At 42.2% G+C, this 21,298-nt stretch carries 22 protein-coding genes and 1 other RNA gene; 1 reads left to right on the forward strand and 22 read right to left on the reverse strand.

Annotated elements, in window-relative coordinates; translation table 11 throughout:
- Positions 1-32 precede the first annotated feature (32 nt).
- The 19 genes from MTR82_RS11530 to MTR82_RS11620 form a co-directional block, all read right to left on the reverse strand.
- Entirely contained in the window at positions 33-434 is a 402-nt protein-coding gene (locus MTR82_RS11530) for an NUDIX hydrolase (protein ID WP_246809175.1), read from the reverse strand.
- Positions 435-848: an NUDIX hydrolase gene (locus MTR82_RS11535; protein ID WP_246809176.1), complete on the reverse strand. Its 414-nt coding sequence runs from the start codon at positions 846-848 to the stop codon at positions 435-437.
- A 14-nt stretch (positions 849-862) separates the two neighbouring features.
- Positions 863-1,423, reverse strand: coding sequence for an AAA family ATPase (locus tag MTR82_RS11540; RefSeq protein ID WP_246809177.1), 561 nt, complete (start codon positions 1,421-1,423; stop codon positions 863-865).
- A gap of 18 nt (positions 1,424-1,441) precedes the next feature.
- Positions 1,442-2,077: a hydrolase gene (locus MTR82_RS11545; protein ID WP_246809179.1), complete on the reverse strand. Its 636-nt coding sequence runs from the start codon at positions 2,075-2,077 to the stop codon at positions 1,442-1,444.
- Positions 2,078-2,098: 21 nt separating this feature from the next.
- On the reverse strand, positions 2,099-2,638 hold the full coding sequence (locus MTR82_RS11550; RefSeq protein WP_246809180.1) for an AAA family ATPase: 540 nt from the start codon (positions 2,636-2,638) through the stop codon (positions 2,099-2,101).
- 37 nt (positions 2,639-2,675) lie between these two features.
- A complete protein-coding gene (locus MTR82_RS11555) occupies positions 2,676-3,743 on the reverse strand; it encodes a hypothetical protein (RefSeq protein ID WP_246809182.1) in 1,068 nt (355 codons plus the stop codon).
- Positions 3,744-3,764: 21 nt separating this feature from the next.
- Entirely contained in the window at positions 3,765-4,505 is a 741-nt protein-coding gene (locus tag MTR82_RS11560; RefSeq protein ID WP_246809188.1) for a hypothetical protein, read from the reverse strand.
- 44 nt (positions 4,506-4,549) lie between these two features.
- On the reverse strand, positions 4,550-5,275 hold the full coding sequence (locus tag MTR82_RS11565; RefSeq protein WP_246809189.1) for a metallophosphoesterase family protein: 726 nt from the start codon (positions 5,273-5,275) through the stop codon (positions 4,550-4,552).
- 46 nt (positions 5,276-5,321) lie between these two features.
- Entirely contained in the window at positions 5,322-5,720 is a 399-nt protein-coding gene (locus MTR82_RS11570) for a hypothetical protein (RefSeq protein WP_246809190.1), read from the reverse strand.
- 23 nt (positions 5,721-5,743) lie between these two features.
- Positions 5,744-6,229, reverse strand: coding sequence for a hypothetical protein (locus tag MTR82_RS11575; protein WP_246809191.1), 486 nt, complete (start codon positions 6,227-6,229; stop codon positions 5,744-5,746).
- A 33-nt stretch (positions 6,230-6,262) separates the two neighbouring features.
- Positions 6,263-6,583 (reverse strand): hypothetical protein, encoded by a 321-nt coding sequence (locus MTR82_RS11580; protein ID WP_246809192.1) that lies wholly within the window; start codon positions 6,581-6,583, stop codon positions 6,263-6,265.
- Entirely contained in the window at positions 6,570-7,526 is a 957-nt protein-coding gene (locus MTR82_RS11585; RefSeq protein ID WP_246809193.1) for a DUF2268 domain-containing putative Zn-dependent protease, read from the reverse strand. The genes MTR82_RS11580 and MTR82_RS11585 overlap by 14 nt, the downstream gene beginning before the upstream one ends.
- A gap of 33 nt (positions 7,527-7,559) precedes the next feature.
- A complete protein-coding gene (locus tag MTR82_RS11590; protein WP_246809194.1) occupies positions 7,560-7,886 on the reverse strand; it encodes a hypothetical protein in 327 nt (108 codons plus the stop codon).
- Positions 7,887-8,113: 227 nt separating this feature from the next.
- On the reverse strand, positions 8,114-9,598 hold the full coding sequence (locus tag MTR82_RS11595; RefSeq protein ID WP_246809195.1) for a UDP-N-acetylmuramoyl-L-alanyl-D-glutamate--2,6-diaminopimelate ligase: 1,485 nt from the start codon (positions 9,596-9,598) through the stop codon (positions 8,114-8,116).
- A gap of 144 nt (positions 9,599-9,742) precedes the next feature.
- Positions 9,743-10,813: an aldo/keto reductase gene (locus tag MTR82_RS11600; protein WP_246809196.1), complete on the reverse strand. Its 1,071-nt coding sequence runs from the start codon at positions 10,811-10,813 to the stop codon at positions 9,743-9,745.
- Between the two features lie 153 nt (positions 10,814-10,966).
- Positions 10,967-12,643: an S-layer homology domain-containing protein gene (locus MTR82_RS11605; protein ID WP_246809198.1), complete on the reverse strand. Its 1,677-nt coding sequence runs from the start codon at positions 12,641-12,643 to the stop codon at positions 10,967-10,969.
- A 132-nt stretch (positions 12,644-12,775) separates the two neighbouring features.
- On the reverse strand, positions 12,776-13,222 hold the full coding sequence (locus MTR82_RS11610) for a hypothetical protein (RefSeq protein WP_246809199.1): 447 nt from the start codon (positions 13,220-13,222) through the stop codon (positions 12,776-12,778).
- 21 nt (positions 13,223-13,243) lie between these two features.
- On the reverse strand, positions 13,244-14,122 hold the full coding sequence (locus tag MTR82_RS11615) for a helix-turn-helix transcriptional regulator (protein WP_246809201.1): 879 nt from the start codon (positions 14,120-14,122) through the stop codon (positions 13,244-13,246).
- Between the two features lie 296 nt (positions 14,123-14,418).
- Positions 14,419-15,585, reverse strand: coding sequence for an RNA-directed DNA polymerase (locus MTR82_RS11620; RefSeq protein ID WP_246809203.1), 1,167 nt, complete (start codon positions 15,583-15,585; stop codon positions 14,419-14,421).
- A 274-nt stretch (positions 15,586-15,859) separates the two neighbouring features.
- On the opposite strand from MTR82_RS11620, the gene MTR82_RS11625 reads away from it, so the two are divergent.
- Complete coding sequence (locus tag MTR82_RS11625; RefSeq protein ID WP_246809205.1) at positions 15,860-17,803, forward strand: RNA-directed DNA polymerase; 1,944 nt, start codon at positions 15,860-15,862, stop codon at positions 17,801-17,803.
- Between the two features lie 110 nt (positions 17,804-17,913).
- Here the strand turns inward: MTR82_RS11625 and ssrA are convergent.
- The 3 genes from ssrA to rnr all read right to left on the reverse strand — a co-directional run bounded on the left by ssrA (position 17,914) and on the right by rnr (position 21,278).
- Positions 17,914-18,267: a transfer-messenger RNA gene (gene ssrA / locus MTR82_RS11630) on the reverse strand.
- An 86-nt stretch (positions 18,268-18,353) separates the two neighbouring features.
- Positions 18,354-18,821: an SsrA-binding protein SmpB gene (gene smpB, locus MTR82_RS11635; RefSeq protein WP_052652223.1), complete on the reverse strand. Its 468-nt coding sequence runs from the start codon at positions 18,819-18,821 to the stop codon at positions 18,354-18,356.
- Between the two features lie 111 nt (positions 18,822-18,932).
- Positions 18,933-21,278: a ribonuclease R gene (gene rnr, locus MTR82_RS11640; protein ID WP_246809210.1), complete on the reverse strand. Its 2,346-nt coding sequence runs from the start codon at positions 21,276-21,278 to the stop codon at positions 18,933-18,935.
- Positions 21,279-21,298: the final 20 nt, after the last annotated feature.

Raw genomic sequence — 21,298 nt, forward strand, 5'->3', positions numbered from 1 at the left:
TACTAAAAGAAATGTAAAAAAAGAAGAGAAACTTAATTTCCGTTTCTCTTCCTCCCTTTTTGTATGCTGTTAGACATGCTCCTCGGTTTCACGTCTAAGTGAACCAGCTCATTCAGCTCCACCCATACTGGCTCATAGGTTCCTCTTTGTGGATCACTAAACTCTTCGCCGCTGCCTATACCAAATTCCCCTTCCAGAATGATTGCCTGGAAGAAATACTGGGTGCCGTTAAATGCCACTTCGGCCAAGCATTCCTGGATTTCGACTTTTACGCCAAGTTCTTCCCACGCTTCCCGTTTCGCTGCCGCTACCGGAGTTTCTCCGGGTTCGATGCCGCCGCCCGGAAAGACGTAGTAGATTGAATCGGTCCGCGCGCGTTTGATTAATGCGACCCGATTGTTTTGAATGATGACCACTGCACTCCGGTCTCTCATTTAAACTTCTTCCCCTACCGATTTTTGAACAAGCGACACAAGCATCTCCACGTCTTCCGGATAATTATGGACCAATCCGCTGATTTCTTCAGCTGTTTTCCACCCGATTTCTTCCACTTCTGCGTCAGGGTCCTGATACGAAATAAAACCCGCTATCTTTTCACAAAGAAAATAATGGGTCGTGACATCGTAATCTCCAATCTGCGTTCTTTTAACCGGCAACTCCTCATGGATAGCAACTTTATATCCTGTTTCTTCCCAAACTTCACGGATGCAAGCCTGTTCCGGTGTTTCGCCTTCTTCTAAACCGCCTGACGGAATGCTCCACGCATTCGTTTCTTTTGATTTGATCATCAGCAATCGCCCATTTTCCATCACTACTGCAGCGGCGCCCTTCCAGACAGTCAACGGCATGATCGTCCCCTCCCTTATAAAGAAAATTGCCTTTTGATTAAAGCCGCTGTTTCTTGTGCACTCAAAGCGGTATTATTGATCTTCAGATAATTCGCTTCCGTGATTTCCCCTTCGACAGAATTCACCCGGTTATGCTGCATCGTATGGAGCAGATGCTGTTCGGACTGTTCAATATTGCGTTTGGTCGGCTTGTGTGCTAGCCGGTGCGCGGTTTTATTGCGGATGAGGCGCTCCTCGGTATCTGCTTCCAACTCCACAAAATAAATCTCGACGCCTTGCGATTTGAAAAGCGTGCACATCCACTCCACTTCGTCCCAGTCCTCCTGCTTGTCAAAATACCAGAGCTTCGTGAAAATCATTCCATACGCTTCGCTTCCCGCAAAGCTTTCGAAAATCTGCCGGCGAAATAGCGCGTTGAGCCGCCACATTTCCTCTGTGAATCCGTACAAAGGCTCCAACAAATCAATCGTCATATGGTTATGGAATAACCTTAAATTTGTCAGTGCCGCGAGCTCTTGTCCAACTGTCATTTTCCCGACAGCTTGCGGACCGAATATGAAAATAAACTTTTTCATCGTCTCGCCTCCATTTTTCTATAAACGTGCAGACCCTTTTAATAGAAGCGTACATTCCTCTATCGCTTTCTCCGCTGCTTCTTCTATGTATAACAGTATCTCATTCCACGAATACACTTCCAGTTCTCTTACAAGCTCGTCTTTCGGATAGTTAAAGTCGCGAAGCGCCTCTTCTTTGAATTGGCGCAAGTCCCCCATATCGATCTTGTCTATAGGGCTCTCCAAAAGAGTAGCGTCCACTAAATTCTCAAGTAAATCGCTAGCGCCGTATTGTTCAAGCAACCGCCCATTCAACTTCCGGAAATCGCTGTGCCATCTATCCAATAAACTTGGGTCCTGGTCCACCCGTTTCTTCAAGTCGTTCTTGAAATAAATTCGTTTGAGCCAGACATCGTCCGCAATCAGATGAATGAAATAGCCAAGTCCGAATGCCTCTTCCAAAGCTTGCAGGTGTTTTTCTTTGAAAGCGTGATAGTCCACAAATCGCGTGCCGTCATCTAAATCTCCTCCAAAGAAATGCGACGCGTCTTTTCGCGCACGTCCAAAAACGGCGTCTGGTGCAATGCCGCCTAATAAAACTTCTGGAGTATCACTCATTTCTAAACGTTTTGAAACTTTATCTGCAATAATCAAATGCATGATTCTTGAACCCATACGGTTCCGCTCCTTCTTTTATCAGCGAATCTTTAAAATTTCAGAAATGGCTTTATTAAAGTCAAACTCGCTTTGTATGGTAAATAAATAATCAATGTCCTTTTCAGTCTCTGTTATCCCACAATCGTCCTTTTGCTGGGCCAGCACTTCTCTAAAAGATGAAACAGTCCGAAGAATGGCCGTATCTCGCCGGCTGGATTCGATCCGCTCTTTTAAAATTTCATCTGGAATGTCAAAGTTGACAACAACGGTTGTAAAACCATTTTCCCGGTAATACATTAAAAGCGCTGCCCTGCTTTTAGCATTTCGATTCGAATTGCACAAAATGAGATGGCAATCGGTTTGATTTACTGCGTAATCGACGATAGTCCGGGTCAAGGCAAATTTGATTTCATTCGGTCCTATTTCAGGAATCAATGCGGGATAATAATTTAGAAGAATTTCTGCATGATTGTCTTGGTCGACAATAATCGAATTGGCCAACCTTTTTTCAAGATACTTCGCAAATGTCGATTTTCCGCTATGTGTTTTGCCGACAGTGATGATGGCTAATCTATTCATGACATAACTCCTGTCCTTCCGGCAATTTTCGAGTGAGCTATATTTGTTGATTGATTGCTGCCAATCGTTTGAGCTCCTTTAAGAATAGCTGCAACCGGCCAGCTATATCTTCCTTCGTGCCAAAACGGATTTCAGCTTCTTTTCTCAGCTCTCCTTCCAGTAATTGCAGATGGCTAAAGGCCGATTCAAGTACTTGCAGCACTTGTTCACCTCTGACTTCGCGGACGATTTCTGGAATGCCGTCGCTGTAGCCAGCTAAAAAACCTTCAGCGATCGCTTTCATCTTCGCTTCGTGTACGTCAAATCGATGTTTTCTGTATCGTTCGGTAGCAGCAAGCGAAACAAAATAAGTTTCGTATAAGTTCATAAAATTGCCGGCCATTCCCCTTGGATAATAGAGAATTGGATAAGGATCAATCAGGCAGACTTGAGTGCCGTTCATCAATATATTTTCTGGTGAAGCATCCTGGTTGGTGAGAAGCGGGATGGTAAATCTTTGCTGCCTGAGTTCTGCCGCCAAATGGATTGCTTTCTCGACCGCTTCGCTTCGGAATTCCGGGAGCGCCCGGCACAAAGTTTCAAAATCCGCCAATTGCTCTTCGCTTTCTTCTTTCAATCCTTGCTGCGCATCTCCTGCGATACTGCCCCGGAGCCCATCTTCCTTAGACCACGCAAGAAAACCGTAGCCCGATAATCCATGAGGGATTTTCTCCGTCTTTCGGTAGATTTCGCCAATGTTCTGGCCTACTTGAAAAGCAGCTTCATGCTTCAGCTCTGCAAGATCAATGGCGGTTCCAACAAAAGATTCCCGTGTATATGTAAGCTCTTCCGTTACATAAAAGGAATAATGCATAGGCGCTGCCCCCTTTACCGCTTGATTGATAGCTGCGTAGTAAAGCTGGGTTCCACCGTACTCTGCCTTTAAAGCAGCCTCATCAAACGGGACCGGTTGGCCATAAGCTATTTCTTTCGGAATCCGCAGCACCCAGTCGCTTCCATCTTTTCGCACTTTCCAGGCATGATGCCAAGCCCCTTCTCCGAGAAATACCGGTGTTTCCACTTCCGCATGCCTAATGGCTTCTTGTAACTTTAATGGATTGATCATCTTTTAACTTCCTATTCTTTTTTATTCGCCAATTCCGAAGAACGCAGTCAAAGGTATTTTCCGCCCGCCTTCATGCCATTGCCGATATTGTTCAAATACCGCCTGAATGTCATTGTTAAAACGGCCTTCTATGAGTTCTTTCACCGCAAGAAAACTCCGCCAATAATCAAACATGATACTGGACAAGCTCCCCAAATAGGAGGCACTTCCAAAATCATCAAGCGAACGCCCGCCGTAGTCTTCCGTGAATACCTTCACCAATTCGCTTTCAATCGCTGTAATTTCATCAAATTCTGCCGGGTTCAATACGAATTTTCGCGGCAAATATTGGCACATGCCTTCTTCAAACCAAATGCTGTCATCGCGTTCACCCTCAAATTCATCCACAAATAAATCGGAATGATGCGTCAGCTCATGCGCTGCGATGGTGAACAGCTGATTTTCCGAGTAGTCCGCATAGAACCGCTCGATATGCGGCAAGTCTTTGCCGTCCAATTGCTTGAGGAAAAGCTGTCGCCATTCTGCAAGATCCGGTGACATATAAATAATGTCTTTATTCGTAAACGCAGGGATCGGCACTTCTGAAAAAACGGTCGTTGCCAGTTCCGCAGAAGTCCAGACAATGGCTTTTGGCAGCTCGGTCAAGGCAAAGTCTTTTTCCAATAGTTTTTGGTAATCCAATAAGCGCCGATTGAAGCTTTCTGTAATGTCTCGATACTTTTCATAGGCTTTCGCCGTTTCGAAACTATAGATTGTTTTCATGTTCATTCCCTTTCAAGGCGCAAGGAGCGGTAATAGAGTTCTTTTTAAAGCAAATGCTGATTGCCGTGAAAAATGCTCAAAATGAAATCTCTTTCAGGGACTTTCAACTTTTCATAGCCTGCTAGAAATTCTTTATTGTCATAGGCTGCTTCTTTCAATTCCACTTCGATCGTTCCGTTAAATGACACGATGGCATACCGGGCATATGGCCAATTGCTGCAGCCAAGAGAGCCTGGATTCAAATAGGTTCTCGAGTTAGTCGAGAAATAATGGACAGGATGATGATGGCCGAAACACACGAGATCCACAGCGGAACCCTTATAAAGAGCCTCGAATTTTTCCCATGTCGGATCCGCATCGATTGGCAAGTATTTTTCCGCCGGATCCAAATGATAATGGGTCAACAAGAGGGTTTTGCCGCCATGGCGGACCGTCAGCTCTTTTGGAAGAGCCTTGAGTTCCGGAATGAACTTTTTATCCGTCCGGTCGAGCAGCCACTCATGGTGCACTCTTTCGCCGCCCTGGCTTTCGCCTTCTTCACCGTTTAAAAGGGCCAGCATTTCTTCTTCATGATTCCCCAGAATCATCGTCACATCATCCCGTGAACAAAGAGCTTCCAATACTTCGTTTGTTTCATAGCCAATGCCGACCATATCTCCTACGCAATAAATGTGTTTGATATCTGGCTCCTGGTCAATTTCTTTCAGCACAGCCTGAAGCGCTGAGTAATTGCCGTGAATGTCTGCCAGTATTGCAATCTTTTCTGCCATTTTGTCACTTCTTTCTGTAGCGTCTTTTTAATAAGTTCAGAAATAATTAGTCTTGGTTTAAATGCCATAATTTTTTTAATGGAATGTCATCATAAACTATATTGTATTTTTCTTTTAACAATTGCTTTATACTTTCATCCGTATCCCCAGTGAAAAACTTTATAACAATATCGCAGTGGGCCAAAGCCACATGATCTGTTAATTGTTTAGCAAACTCATCCAACTTTTCAATATGCTCTTCCTTTACAGTTTCTTCAGAGTAGATTTTCACATTGATTATATTCTGTCTTAACTCTTCACTTATAGATGAAAATGGAATATCCAGGTCTCTCAAAGTTGGTGCACGTTTTTCGTCCATAATGGCTATTCGATAGATCCGTTCATCCAAGACAATATCCCAAATCTCCAAATCTTTGAATCTTAACTTTCTTTCAAAGTAGTGCATCACTTTTCACTCCCTAAAACCTTTTATTTAAAATTGGTTTGTCCCTTCCTATATTTCACGAACCTAGTTATGCAGCGGTGAGTGATATATTTCCGATGGCTCAATTCTTCAATCCAGGTTTTAGAGTTAAATTGGTAACTTCCACTAGCGTCTCTATAGATAAAACTTCCAGAATTTACTTCAATAAAATTAGAATTCTCTTTCGCTTCTTCAATATATTTTTTGAATGTATGTTGATTTGGGAGATGATATAGTTCAAACACATCTCCTTCTTCCATGTACTTTTCAAGGTACAACAAAAATAATCGATTGCCTGCTCCTTCAACCTCATAAAGATAGGGCATAGAAAATAGATCAAAGATTTGTTTTCTCCAAAATGGATTAACCTCTTCTAAAGAAAAAGTCATGTAGTCTTTTTCAACCTCAAATTTGGTCTGTGCATTATACTCTTCAATTTCTTTTGGCAAAATAAAAGGTCTTGAAGAAGCAAGAAAAGTAATACTTGTCATTTTTCCACCCCTCGCTTTGAACAGAAAGAAGATTTATCGCTGCTCTTCATCTCGTGTCTTTTGAATCACCCTATTAATCTGCTTCACAAGCTCCGCTAATTCATCCTCTTTCATAAAGAAGCTGGTTCCCTCCGGCGTCATTCTGCCTCCATGCTTAAACGTTTCAAACGCTTCCTCTTCGCTCATCTCAATTGCTCTGAACCGGTCGCTATTGAACAGCACTTCAGCATTGACGGCTTTTTTTGAAGTGATTTCATAAACGAAGACGACCCGGTGATCTCCTAGAAAATAAATGAAGGGGTAGTCTACGTTGAACACGATACAAATCGCCGCCTTTTCTTTATTGTTCTGCATCCTGGTATCCGCTATTCTTTAAAAAGGCCTCTGTCTCCAGTGCGGTCCATTCTGGAATGGACATTTCTGGATGCTCGCTCAAATAAGTCTGGACCATGTCGTTTCCAATTTTGTAGTGAGCCCATTGCGGGATTTGCTTTACGGGATTGCCGTTATGGAACTCTATAATTATTTCCGGATCCGCCGATTGGTTAAATGCTTTGAAATTTTCAATTGCATTCGCTTTTTCATATTCCGATGAAAAGCTTGCCCATGGCGGAATCTGATCCGGATAAATTATTTTCGCAAATACATCCGCTTTCCCTTCCATCACTGTTCTTTCAGCCACAGTGAATAAAACGTTGTTTTGCTTTTCTTCGTAAACCATATGATGGTATTCATGGGCTACCGTTTGCTTTAGCGAATCTTCATTAAAACGCGGGTCAAGTAAAAGGACCATGTCGCCTTTTTCCCAGACAAATCCTGCCACATAATCCACTTCTTCCATCGATCTCGCAAACTCAGGCAACGCTGGAAAAACATGTATCGTTTTATTTTCACCTGGCAGAAGATCGGCCGATAACACGAGCGCTTCTTTAATGGCTTCTTCATACTGTTCTTTTTGCTCGGTTAACTCCGTCACACTAGCCTCCAATTTTGCTAAATCAAAAGGCACGGCGAATATCCATTCCTCCAAAATGCTATAGCCCAATCCATGGTCCCGAAGGCTGCCATGGACAATTTTTTTGTAAAGTTCGTCTTTATTGTCCGGATTCTCCTCTGCCGCTTTGATAAACTCCTCCATAGCCGGCAAATAATTCACGACTGTAAACTCCTGCTCTTTCTGTTCGAACGAAAAGCTCGGTTCCACTTCTTGCTTCTCAATTTCCTCGTTCTTTTCCGAACAGCCCGTTAAAGAAATTAAAATCAAAAAGACAAGGGCTGCAACTTTAAAATTAGCCATAGCGGACGCTCCTTTTGCTTTAGAAAGGTGAATTCAATCAATAAAATATGGATAAAACTTCACTATTGTAATTACGAAACTCATCAAGTTAAATAGCAACAATCCGTAGACCAAAGGTGAGATCTTAAAATAGAACGGTATGACTTGCGGCGTTTCCTGCCTGTTATCGATCCTTGAAAATGCGTTGTATTGGTTAGTGGTTTGATTGGAGTAAAGCTGCAGGAGCCAAATAGCTCCAAAGATCAATAAGCCGCCAAGCAACATGATATCGATTAAGTTCCAGTCAAAAAATAAGGATATAGACCAAAGCACCGCTGTTTCAACCGCGGCAGTCGCGATGATGATGAATATGTTTTTCATAATTGCACCTCTACCTTAAAAGTAAATGGGAGAACAGCTCCCAAAGTTTCAAAAAGATGTTAAAAATTTCATTTCTATAATTTTATCAATAATTCTTTTAATTCAACAGCTAAAGTTGGAAAAAATGTGAAATTGCTAAAAAGCTATTTAACCAACCTAAAAAGGCATCGATTCTTTGCTCTTTTCGAGAGCAACATCGATGTCTTTTCGTGTTCTTTTATTTCTGCTTAATTTACTTGTTCTTTATTCATCGTCTGAAAATTAAGCTGCTCTAAAACGATTTCTTTCTCGTTGTAAGGCAGATACCTGTCGCCCACGAGCAAAGTCGTTTCATGCCCTTTATCCGTTAACAGCACAATGTCTTCTTTCTCCGCGATACGAATAGCATGCCGGACTGCTTCCGCTCTTTCTGCCATTAACGTATACCGGCTATGAAGCATGCCTTTTTCAAATGCTTCGAGAATTTCACGGCTCGGCTCTTGCCCGGGGTTATTTGTCGTGATGATGACGTAATCTGCTATCGAAGCTTTTTGTGCCATAATCGGCCGCTTGAGCTGATCGCGGTAATTTCCCCCGGCAATCAGGATAATCAAACGACCTTTTTTAAATGGCAACAGACTGTCGATTGCTTTTTCAATGGCATCCGGTGTATGCGCATAATCGATATAGACCGTCGGCCCGTCTGAAGATGCCAATTTTTCCATACGCCCTTCCACCGGATAGACTTCCGGCAAATGTGCAAGGATCGCTTCGATTTCCAATCCGTATGCATACAAAGCCGCAATGGCTGCGAGCACATTATACACATTGAATTTCCCGATAAAAGCCGTTTTCACAGCAAAGATCCCTTCGGGCGAAAGAAGCTGAAATTCCGTCCCTTGTTCCGTGTACCGAATTCCGCTCGCCTGAAAATCGGCCTCTTCCGATAGCCCGTAGCTGATGGTTTCAAAAGGCGTCATTTGCGAAAATAGCGTAGACCAGGAATCATCCTGATTCAAAACGGCGAATTTGGCTTTCCCAACGTCTTGCCCCAGCTGCGAAAATAAAAGCCCTTTCGCATGTCCGTAGCTTTCCATCGACTTATGGAAATCCAAGTGGTCGTGGCTCAGGTTGGTGAAGACCGCGATATCCATATCAACTCCCCACATCCTTCCGTTCACGAGTCCTTGGGAAGAGGTTTCAAAAATCATCGCAGAACAACCGCTTTCGACCGCTCTTTTCAACATTTTCAAGTTGGTCAGGACATCGCTCGTGGTGTTCCGCGTTGAGCGCCAGTCATCCGCTGAACGAAACCCAAGCGTTCCGGCTACCGCTGATTGTTGCCCGGCTTTCTCCAACAATTCATGGATCAGATGCGAAACCGTCGTTTTGCCATTGGTTCCGGTCACGCCAATGGTGGAAAGTTTGGCTGCAGGGTAGCCGTGTAAATGATGCGCGAAGCGCGCGAGCACTTTAGCCGAATCTTTTACCCGGACCACACAAACATTGTCCGGCACCTGGCTGATTTCATTTTCTACAATGATCAATGAAGCGCCCCGGTTCACCGCATCCAAGGCAAATTCATGGCCATCAACGGTATAGCCGGCAATGCAGACAAATATATCTCCTGGTTGGACAAGCCGGGAATCCATTTGAATTCCTTCTATATTATGAGGCACAACGCCTTCGACCGTTTTCATTTTGATGAGATTCAATAATTCTTCTGTTTTCAATGGCCTCTTCCTCTCCGCCTCATAGGAAACTCCAAAAATCCTACTCCCTGTTTCACCAGTCTACTGCATGAGTAAAATTCTGGCTAATCAAAAGAAAAAACCGCACCCAACACCTGAATACAGGTATTGAATGCGGTACTTCTTTTATTCGTCGATTCCCATCGATTTCCGGTAGCCGTTCAAGTACGGAATTTCAGAAGGGCTGCCCATGTCTGGTGCGCTCATGGCGCGGTGCCAAAGCGGATAAATCGGCACCGGACGTGCCACGGCCTCGATTTTATCCTGCTCTTCTTCCGTCAATTGAATGTCAAACGAAGCGATATTCTCTTTCAATTGTTCTTCGTTTCGCGCAGCAATGACAATCGGCCCGACATTTGGACGGTCGCGGACCCATGCATAGGCGATTTGCGGGACCGAGGCGTTGTGGTTCGCCGCCACTTCCTCCAAGGCATCAATGACCTGATAAAGACGTTCCTGGTCCTGCACCCACGGCTCCGGCCATCCGGCACCTTGCCGGGTGTTTTCTGGCGCTGTTTTGTTGCGCCCGATCTTCCCGTTCAGCAAGCCTTCACCAAGCGGGCTCCAGATCATGGAACTGACCCCAAGCTCTTTCCCAGCCGGCAGCAGTTCATACTCCGCTTCCCGCGCTTCCGGCGTGTAGTAGATTTGCTGGGTAATCGGCGGAATAAACCCGTTTTGCTCCGCAATGGTCACCGTTCGTGCAAGTGCCCAGCCGCTGTAATTCGAAACGCCCCAATGGCGGATCTTGCCGGACTTCACTAATTGCGTCATCGTTTCCACCGTTTCTTCGACCGGCGTCTGCCCGTCCCATAAATGGACGAAATACAGGTCAAGGTAATCTGTTCCGAGCCGCTCCAAGGTCTGATCGATTGAAGATAAGATATTATTGCGTGAAGCTCCGCGCACATTCGGATCGTCGCTCAGCGGAAACCCGGTTTTTGACGTCAGCAATACTTGGTCGCGGCGTCCTTTGATTGCCGCACCCAGCACACGCTCTGCATCGCCTTTTGAATATAAATTTGCGGTATCGAACATATTGATGCCTGCTTCCAGCGACATGTCGACCATGCGCCGAGCCACATCTTCCTTGACGTTTCCAGCCGCTTCAAATCCATTTGTCCCGCTGAACGGGACCGTCCCCAATATGTATTTCGGAACGCGCAAGCCTGATTTTCCTAAATAGATATGTTCCATAAGCTCCTCCTAGTGGGTAAATTTTTGTGATTGAATTCGACAATAGTAGATTACCCTCCCATTTCCCCTTTAAACGAGACGCATTAAATCTTCAAAAAAAGCCGCTTTCTTGAGTGATTAGACTCAAGAAAGCGGCTACCATTTTTCATTCAGTTAAGGCATTTCATCCAGCATCGAACTTGGGAATTCAAAAAGTTTCGCAGCGTCTCCGCCATCATCCCATACATTCGCATTCGTCCACTTCAAACTGTTCGGCGGCTGATGGACAGCATTCGGCCCAGAAGTGATATCAACGCTCTGGCCCGAGCGGAGAATAAAACCATCCGGGAATTTAAAGGTTTCGTTGCCTTTCACACTGACCAAAGTGAATCCGGTCATATCGGCATTCACCCGGTCGTAGTTCGTCAGCGTGACCACTTCCGCTTTCAAATCTTTCTTCACAATGCGAATATCCGGAACGAGCTGGCCATAGCCAAATAAGTAGCGGTTCACATTCATCCGCATGAATTCATCGGTGATCACGTAGATGACATTGCCTTGATTATGCGTATCGTAAATATCCGATCCGCTTGCCCGAAGGTCATTCACGACGCTGTCGTCTGGCTTCCCGGAATAGGACAGGATCGCCATGCGCGCTTTTACTTCATCAATCAGCGGATACGTGTAATAGGTTTCTTTTCCGTGATGCGGCACTTGCAACACGTCCGCTTTCAAGTCGTATTTATCGACCAAGTGCTGCTGGACTTCCGGTGTCGCATCTCCAGCTAAGAGAAAATCCCATAAATCGCTCGTCATTTTCAAGACCATTCCGCCGTCATCCGCAGTTTCCGCTTTTGGGTCTGCGTGGAGGACTTGAATCGCAACTGAAGCATCCAGTGACAGGTTGTCACCGGTTTTTGCCGTTTTTACAGCGATATTATTTTGTTGAATCGCATTTTCGTAATCTTTGAAACCAACCGGATCTATCGGCAATCCGCTTTCATAAACTTTTTGGACGCCATAGTTCTCAATTACCCACGCGGCTCCGCCCATATGTTCAGGATCCGGATGCGTCAAAATCAGCGCATCGATCGGACGCGCACCGATTTCTTTTAAAGCACGGCTAATCTGTTCCGCATTGGGGCCGGCATCAATGAGGACCGCCCGCCCGTCTGCGTACTCTACATATGTCGCATCGCCTTGCCCGACATCGAGAAACGCCACTTCCACTTCATCAGGACCGACACCGAATTCGTTTAAATTCATCGCCCGTGCAGTGAATGCCGCAAACTGTTCCCGCGTCAGCGTTTCAGCCGGGCGGAACATGTTTTGCTCATAGCCAGCTGCAACGCCCCATGCGGATAGCTTCTGAATTGCATGGTAAGCTTTCATCCCTTTTTGGACATCAAAGAAATATTCCGGTTCGCCTTCATAGCCCCAATCAAACGCACGGGAAATGAAAATCGCCATTTCCGCCCGCGTCACCGTTTTAGCCGGTTTGAACGTGCCGTCCGGATAGCCGCTGATGATCCCTTCTTTTACAAGCTTCTCAATATAGCCGCTCGAAACGATAGAAGCGTCTACATCTTTAAATGGTGTATTTTGCTTCTCGGCAGAATAGCCAAGCGCTTTGCCAAGCATGATCGCCGCCTGCCCGCGCGTCACCCCCGCTTTCGGCTGAAATTTTCCATCCGTAAAACCGGTAATGACTCCTTCATCCGAAAGATACTGGATTTCTTTATGGAAGCGATTGGCGTCGCTCACATCGGGAAATCCGGCTGCTGAAGATGGAGATGCGGAAAAACTTGAAACGAATAATGTGGCTGCTAAAGCTAGTCCTAATTTCTTCAATCGAAATCCCCCTTTTATAGCTAAGAATAACATAATATTCCATTATAGTTCTCATTATTTTTTTAGAAAGAAACCCAGCTTCCACTATATAAATACCCCAGTTCCCTTGAACTGGGGTATTCTGTATAAACTTCAATTGGGTAGCGAATCGGCTTCGTCTTTCTTTTCATAGTCAATCGGCAATGCGGCTGATGTAAGGATGAGGATGTAAAATGGATATACGAAAAGTCCCGCTATCATCATAAGACCCGAAGCAGGATTTGGCATATCGCCCCCATCGTTTATGGGGAAAAGCGTCGCAATCCCGTAAATGTACAGAACAAAATAAGGCAGCCACAAAATAACGGTCCAGTAATTTGAATTCTTCCTTCCCAACCACTTCTGAATGAGCGTATAGAATAGTAGCGTACCTAGCGTCACTTCAAGAAGCAAGATGATTCCAGTTAGCCTATTTACCGTCCCGATTTCCATGTTCGCAACCTGGCTGATTCTGTAAACATTCAACATCAATTCAACGGGGATAGCGATCATAAGCGCATATAGCATACTTACTGCATTCAGCTTCCAAAATTGCTTCATCTCCCCCCCCTCATTTCTCCTTCATTCGCTAAAGTCTAAATTAACCGGCTGCGCTGGCAACTGTGCTTCCGAAAGCATATTGGTCGTCGGCACGTTCGGCCCCACTTCTTCAAAACGAAAGCCGTCCGCCCAAACTTTGCCACCGCCAATCAGCAAAACGCCGAAATGGATAGAAGTGCTGTCTTCCGGAACGTCGAGCACGATCGAGTAATGATTCCAATCGGTTGTACCTTGAATCGACCGATTGTCCATATTATCGAACTGGACCGTATCCCCCGAAGCGTTATCGATTCGAAGCCAAGCCCCACATTTATCTGCCTGTTCCGTTTTCAAAAAACAGGAAAGCTTAATCCGTTTGCCAATAAATTCGCGCGCCTGAAACCCTTGCATCATCGTCGCAAATTGCTGCTCATTTACCTCTGCTTTGGCGTACAATAATCCAGATTTCGTTCCCGTATGGTACACCGCTGAATCCGACATCAATTCATACAACTCTGGATTCGATCCGCTCAAAATCCATCCTTTTACTTGTTCACTTGTCGCCATCATTTCTTCCTCCTCCATCATTCTGACAGCTCGCATCAGTTTTCGGTATTTCCCAGGCGACACAGCATACACTTCTTTGAATGCCCGCGTAAAGGCTTCCTGTGACTGAAAATGAAATTGAAAAGCAATCGCGATAATCGATTCATCACTATACAAGAGAAGCATCGAAGCCATCGCTAACCGGCGCATCCGGATGTATTCGCCAATCGTCCTGCCTGTCTCTTCTTTGAACACCCGCAATAAATGGTATTTTGAATACCCGACGGCTCGCGGAAACAAATCGAGCGGAAGTTCTTCCTGCAGCTGGCTTTCAATATACGAAATCGTCCTTTGCGTCACTTCACTGTACTGCATCCTGTTCACCTCAAAATGATCATACCGAAAATGGAGAAGGTTTTTTTGATGGAAATTGCTAAATTGAGAAAATGGTGTCTCTAATTTCCTCTAGAATCTAAGCAATTATTTAAGCAAAGTAAAAAATATATTATTCTTTTCAAAACTTTTCGATTATTTAAATTTCAATATAAAAAAGCAACCTTAGTTCAATTTGATATTGAATAAGTGTTACTTCAAATAAATCTTATATTAGTTTGAACTTAAACGTTCAAATTTATTTTTATTAAAATTTATCGAATCTTATAAAAGTACTTTCATGTTTTCTGATAAAGAATTTTAAATATCTTTCTCGCAAATTCTTTTGAATCAAGTCCTTCTGGATTAAACTGTAGTCTATTTCCAATCTTTTGCTGCTGCGTTTTTGTTAGCTTTAAATAGTCATATCTTTTTTTCATGAAAATTTCTTCCTTATTATCACTAAATAAATTTAATAATAAATGGGTTTTAGCAGAGTTCAAGCCTAGAGACAGGATAATACCTTTATATTTTTTAATAAAATGAAATAAATTATCATAATTATTAATAAATCTATAGTGATAAGCTAAACCAGATTTCATCTTATTATTCATTTTACTAACAGTCGTTATACCATATAACTCATTTAATAATTTATAATATAATCTCCAAAAATCTATATTTCTTCTTTTGCCTTTTCTGAAATCATACAATAATATATTAAGACGTTTCTCATATTTTTTTAACTTTACATCAGATATTTTAATGACTAATTTCTCTTGTAGAGTAGTAAAGTTATAACCTAAATATGTAAAGTTCAAATCTGAATTTTTATTTATTTGCTTCGAGTCATATAAATAGTAACTAGTCTTAGTTTTCAACTTATTGATACTTAATTTTTGGGATTTTAGAATTTCTTTTATACTTCTTTTAATACCGTTTGCATATATCGACCGATCTTCTACTTCTAGAAAATCACAATATTTGATACAAATAATATCATCAACATATCTAAAATACACAATTGGATTTATTTCCATTTGTATTTTATTATCAATATATTCTACATAGAATTCAGCTAAATGATTGGAAAAAGGAAGTCCTAAAGGCACGCCTTTATACTTGTTATTTAATAATATCTGTTTTAATATGACCATGGATTCCTGTGACAATACATTTGAACTGTTAATTTTTCGATATAGTCTATGCTTATCAATAGTTGGATAGAAATTTTTAATATCACTTCTAGTAACTGAAATATTCATTCTAGGCATAGAATAATATTTAAAGTCACCATGTACTAGTGTAGAAATTATTGATTTAATAATTAAATCTCTATTTGGCATCTTTATAGCATACTTATTTCTTATTTCAGTCATAACCTCATTAAAACTTTTTTTAAAAGGCTCATTTACTAGATGAAAAGTCCTTTTGTTAGTTCTTATTGTGTTTAATTTAAACTTCAATATATCATTCCTTTCAATAGCTTACTTCACCTACAAATAAAGCTAGATATTAACTACCTTTATTTGTAGATGCTAAGTAAATACTTTGTACGATATGGAAATCGTCATCTTGTGTGTACCACATTAACATAATGCAATAAGTCTACTTCATATGAGAAGCAGTTAATGGGTTAAAGATCGAATTAACGAAAGTAAGCTATTTCACAGAGGTTTTCTGCTAATATAGATTTTAGTATATAATTACAATTAATTCAACAAGTGGAAAGAGGTAGCTATGAGAGAAAACTTATTTTTCAGAACAGAAACTTTACCTGAGGAAATTCCTATACTATTTAATAATAAAAATTTATATCAAAATTTTAACAGGGGGATTTTAAATTCTATAATTGATAAAGAAAATGATAAGAAGAAAATATTTTCAAGTGTTATTACCGTTCCATATTATTTTTATATTCCTAAAAATAATTCTGATCAAAGAAAAATGTCTTTATTACATCCATTTGCACAGTTACAGATGTTTAAATATATTTTGAGATATGAACAAATGATAGTTTCTTTTTGTAAGCAGTCTAAATATAGTGTTAGGTCCCCTATTATTCGCAATAATCCAGTATTTAATATAACTCAAGCAATTAAAAAAGAAACTACAAAAATCGAAGAAGAATTTAATTTTACAAATGAACAATCAATTACGAGTGAAGAAACAGCGGAATATTTTCATAATTACTTTTCATATAAAAACTTCAAAAAAATCACTGATTTACATAAATCTAATAAATTTAAAAGGGATCTTTACAAGTATAATCATTTTAAGAAACTTGATATACAAAACTTTTTCAGTAGTATATATTCTCATTCTATCGCTTGGGCCATATTTGGTGATAAATCAATTGCAAAAAGATATAAGGGTCCCACCTACGATAATATATTTCCTAATGCATCTGATAAAATTTGTCAGATAATTAATTTCAATGAAACGAACGGTATTGTCGTTGGCCCTGAATTCTCACGAGTTATTTCTGAAGTATTATTATCAAGAGTAGATATTGACTTATACAAAGCCCTTGAAATAGAAAATTTAATTAAAGAAAAAGATTATAAAATATATCGTTTTATGGACGATTACCATATTTTTTTTAATGAAAGTAAAACTATTAAATTAATCGAAGAAAATTTAATTAAAAGTCTAGACTCCTATAACCTTAAGTTAAATTTAAGCAAAAGCTCTTTACAAAACAAACCTTTCCAATTTAATGACGTGGCAATTACAAAGCTTATTTACATTATTGACACTTATAAAATTTCCGAAGACGAAAACCCTTTTAAGTTTCGTTCTAAATTACAAAAAATAAGAGATAATATTGAATTACTTATTTTAGAACATCCAAATTCTACGACAAAGATATTAAATTACTTTCTTAAATATATAAGAAGTGTTATTAAGTTTGAAAACGATAAAATATCATTATCCATAATCTTAGAATTAATAACTAACATTTATTCACTGAAAATTAATTATCATAGTACTCATAATTTAATTGCTACTTATGCAATGTTAAGCCAAAAGATTAAAAGAATTAAATCAGAAGATATTTTAGATGATATTGAAGAAGAAAAATTGGAGAAAATAAAATATTTAGAAGAAAAGTTTTTTCAACATTTATTTATTTTATTAAGAAATAATTTCAATCATATCCCACAAATGTATGACATATTCATATATATGAAAGCATTACCTAAAAAAATTAGCTCAGACTTCCTCTGCAAGACTATTCAAAAATATAGTGGTAATTATTTCGTATTGTGCTCTATAGCATACTATATATTAGACGACGATTTAAAAGCTGTTCAATCAAATTTTAAAACTGTTCTAAAGGTGTTAACGACTTCAATCCATACTTTTATTTCAAATTACAAGAACAAAGGTGCAGATTATATTTTCTTTGAAAGTGATTACTTTTATTTACTGAATGATTTCTCATATTATCCAGGCTTTAATGCTGAGTTCAAATTAAATTTAAGAACAACTCTATTAGAAGGATCCTCTTATAAAAAGATTTTTTCTTCATTATCAGATCGTGAAATCCTATTAAATAATATCATTGAAAAAATTACACAAAGTTCATATTATGATTGGGGGAAAACTTCAGATTACTTCATCAAAGAAATTGCAAAAAAAAGTTCAAACTTATTAAATCGGAGACAAGGATATAATTAAGTCCTTTTTATAAGTTTAATACCCAAATAAAATAATAGCTCCAAATGTAAAAAGATCGGAAGCCTTTAATAATTAAAGGCTTCCGATCTTTTTAAAATTCTTACTCTTATGAATGGAGACGGCGGGAGTCGAACCCGCGTCCAGAAACTCCGCTACTTGAGCGTCTACGCGTGTAGCTTATCCATTTAGGTTTCGCGCAGTACTATGCCGATAAGCAGGCGTCGTATGCGCTAACTTGAAAATCTCTTGCCGACAGCTCAAGTTGCACTGCCGACCGTATCCCACTAAAGTTGAGCTCTACACAGCCACATGGGTGATGGATGCTAAGAGCAGATCCGAGCTTACGCTGCGAATGCTAGGTTTTGGTTTGTTTTGCCAGTTACTATAGTTACGTTGGTGACGGAGCCGATCCTCCGACGCGCGACCCAAGCCCAGATCATCCCTGTCGAATCCGTAACGTCCCCTCATATAAAAGGGAACACGGAAGATGTTAGCTTCGGTGTTATAAATTAATTATAGGGCAATAGGGACTAAATATCAAGAAAAGCGATCAGTAGCGGCCGCGGTCCTTGATGGCCCGGTCGATTTCGCGCTTCGCATCTTTTTTCTTCAGATCCTGGCGCTTATCGTAGTTCTTCTTCCCTTTACCGATGCCGAGGAGCACTTTCGCGTACCCATCTTTTAAATACATCTTCAATGGAATGATCGCAGCTCCTTGCACTTTTGAGACGCCGATCAATTCGTTGATCTGCTTTTTGTGCAAAAGCAGTTTCCGGACGCGGGTCGGATCGTGGTTGAAGATATTGCCTTGCTCGTACGGGGCAATATGCATATTCGAAATCCACGCTTCGCCGTTCCGGATCCGGACGAATGCATCGACCAATTGGACTTTGCCGTTTCGTGCCGATTTGATTTCTGTTCCTTGCAATACGATGCCCGCTTCGATCGTTTCTTCGATGAAATAATCAAAGCCGGCTTTTTTGTTTTGGGCAATGACTTTGCCTTCACCTTTTGCCATGCTGTTCACCTCAACTGGATTCAGAAAAGCGCGAGCGCCCCATCTACTCTGGGACGCCGATGTTTACACCTTGAACGCGCAACTCTATACTGTCTATTCTATTAAACCGGTTTATTTTTTCTTTTTGTTCTTCTTGTTTCTTGCTACGCCTTCATAGAACTTTTTCTTTTTGTTTTTCGGCTTGCGTGTCGGTCCGCCGCCTTCGCCTGATCTTCCGTCGCGGCCTGGCTTGCCTCCGCGCCCCGGTTTCCCAGCGCCTTCTTTTTTCGTCGCACGGATGACTTTTGGTGCGTCTTTCCGCGTGCGGCGCTTCACTTCCGGCATGCCGACAATTTCAAAGTCGATCGCGGATTCTTCCGGCTTCACGCCGATGACTTTGATGCGAATTTCGTCGCCGATGCGGAACTGGCGATTGCTGCGTTCGCCGATCATCATCATCTGGCGGTCGTCGAAGCGGTAATAATCGTCGGTCATATGAGAAACGTGTACAAGCCCTTCAATCGTGTTCGGCAATTCGATAAATAAGCCGAAATTCGTAACGGAACTAATAATGCCGTCAAACTCTTCCCCGATTTTATCTGCCATGTACTGAGATTTCTTCAACGCATCCGTATCGCGTTCCGCTTCTACCGCCCGGCGCTCACGCTCGGACGTATGCTCAGCGATTTCATCCATATTCGCTTCCCAATGCATGATTGTCGCTTTTGACAAGTCTTTATTGATCAAATACGTACGGATCAAGCGGTGCACGATCAAATCCGGATAACGGCGGATCGGCGAGGTGAAATGCGTATAGAATTCTGTCGACAAACCGAAATGCCCAAGGCTCTCCGAAGAGTATTTCGCCTGCTGCATCGAACGAAGCATCATCGTCGAAACGACCGGCTCTTCCGGTGTGCCTTCGATCGACTCAATGATTTCCTGCAAGGCTTTCGGATGGATTTGGTTCCCCGTCCCTTTCACGACAATCCCGAAATTCGTCACGAATTCAAAGAAGCGCTGCAGTTTCTCAGGATTCGGATCTTCGTGGATCCGGTAAATCGCCGGAACTTCCATGCGGTGGAAATGCTCTGCGACCGTTTCGTTCGCAGCTAACATGAATTCTTCGATCAAGCGTTCAGACACCGTACGTTCGCGGACAACGACATCCACCGGATAGCCGTCTTCATCCACCAGCACTTTCGATTCCTTGAAATCGAAATCGATGGCCCCGCGGCGCATGCGGCGATCGCGCAGAATCGCAGCGAGTTCTTTCATGAGCTCGAACATCGGCACAAGTTCAGCGTATTTTTCTTTTAGTTCTTTATTGTCCTGCTCCAGAATTTCGTATACGTCCGTATACGTCATCCGCGCGGAAGTATTGATGACACTTTGGAAAATGTCATGTGACAACACTTCCCCTTTATCGTTGAAAATCATTTCACACGATAGAGTCAGACGATCCACCTGCGGATTCAACGAACAAATCCCATTCGACAAGCGATGCGGAATCATCGGAATCACGCGGTCCGTCAAATAAATGCTCGTAGCGCGATCATATGCTTCCCGGTCGATCGGCGAATCTTCCGTTACGTAATGGCTGACATCGGCAATGTGGACGCCGAGTTTATACGTGCCGTCTTCCAGCTTCACGACTTGAACCGCATCATCCAAGTCTTTTGCATCAGCGCCGTCAATCGTTACGATCTGCTCATTCCGCAAGTCGCGGCGATCGTTCAAATCAGCGGGATCGATTTCTTCCGGTACGCTGTTTGCCATTTCCAGCACATCTGCCGGAAACTCCGTTTCAATGCCATATTTATGGATGATCGATAAAATGTCGACGCCCGGATCGTTTTTATGGCCAAGAATTTGCGTGACCATGCCGGTCGCAGATTTTCTGCCTTCCGGCCAGCCCGTGATTTCCACAACGACCTTATGGCCATCTACAGCGCCTAACGTATCTTCTTTGGCGATAAAGATGTCCATGTTCATTTTCTTATCATCGGATATCACGAAGCCGAAGCCGCGATTGTCCTGGAACGTGCCGACCACTTTCGTCGTTCCGCGTTCAAGGATACGGATAATCGCTCCTTCACGGCGGTCACCGGACGAATTCTCAGAAATTCGGATCAAGACCGTATCTCCGTTAATCGCACCGTTTACTTCCGTCGGCGGAATAAACACATCATCCATGCCCGCTTCTTCAGGCGCCACAAAACCGAAGCCTCGTGGATGGCCGATAAATTTTCCGCGCATCAAGTTCATGCGTTCCGGTACGCCGTAGCGGTTCACGCGTGAACGGACGAGCAGCCCTTTTTCTTCCAGCTTCACTAAAGTTTTCACCAATTCTTTAAATTCATCGGCGTCTTCAAAGCCGAATTGCTCTTCTATTTCTTGTACAGTCAAAGGTTTATACGCATCTTCGCGCATAAACGACAATAACCTTTGGTCCAGAGACGCTTCATTTTTTCCCATCTACATTTCCTCCTTTAGAC

It is taken from the genome of Planococcus ruber (genome assembly GCF_022819085.1).
GTDB classification, from domain to species: Bacteria; Bacillota; Bacilli; order Bacillales_A; family Planococcaceae; genus Planococcus; species Planococcus ruber.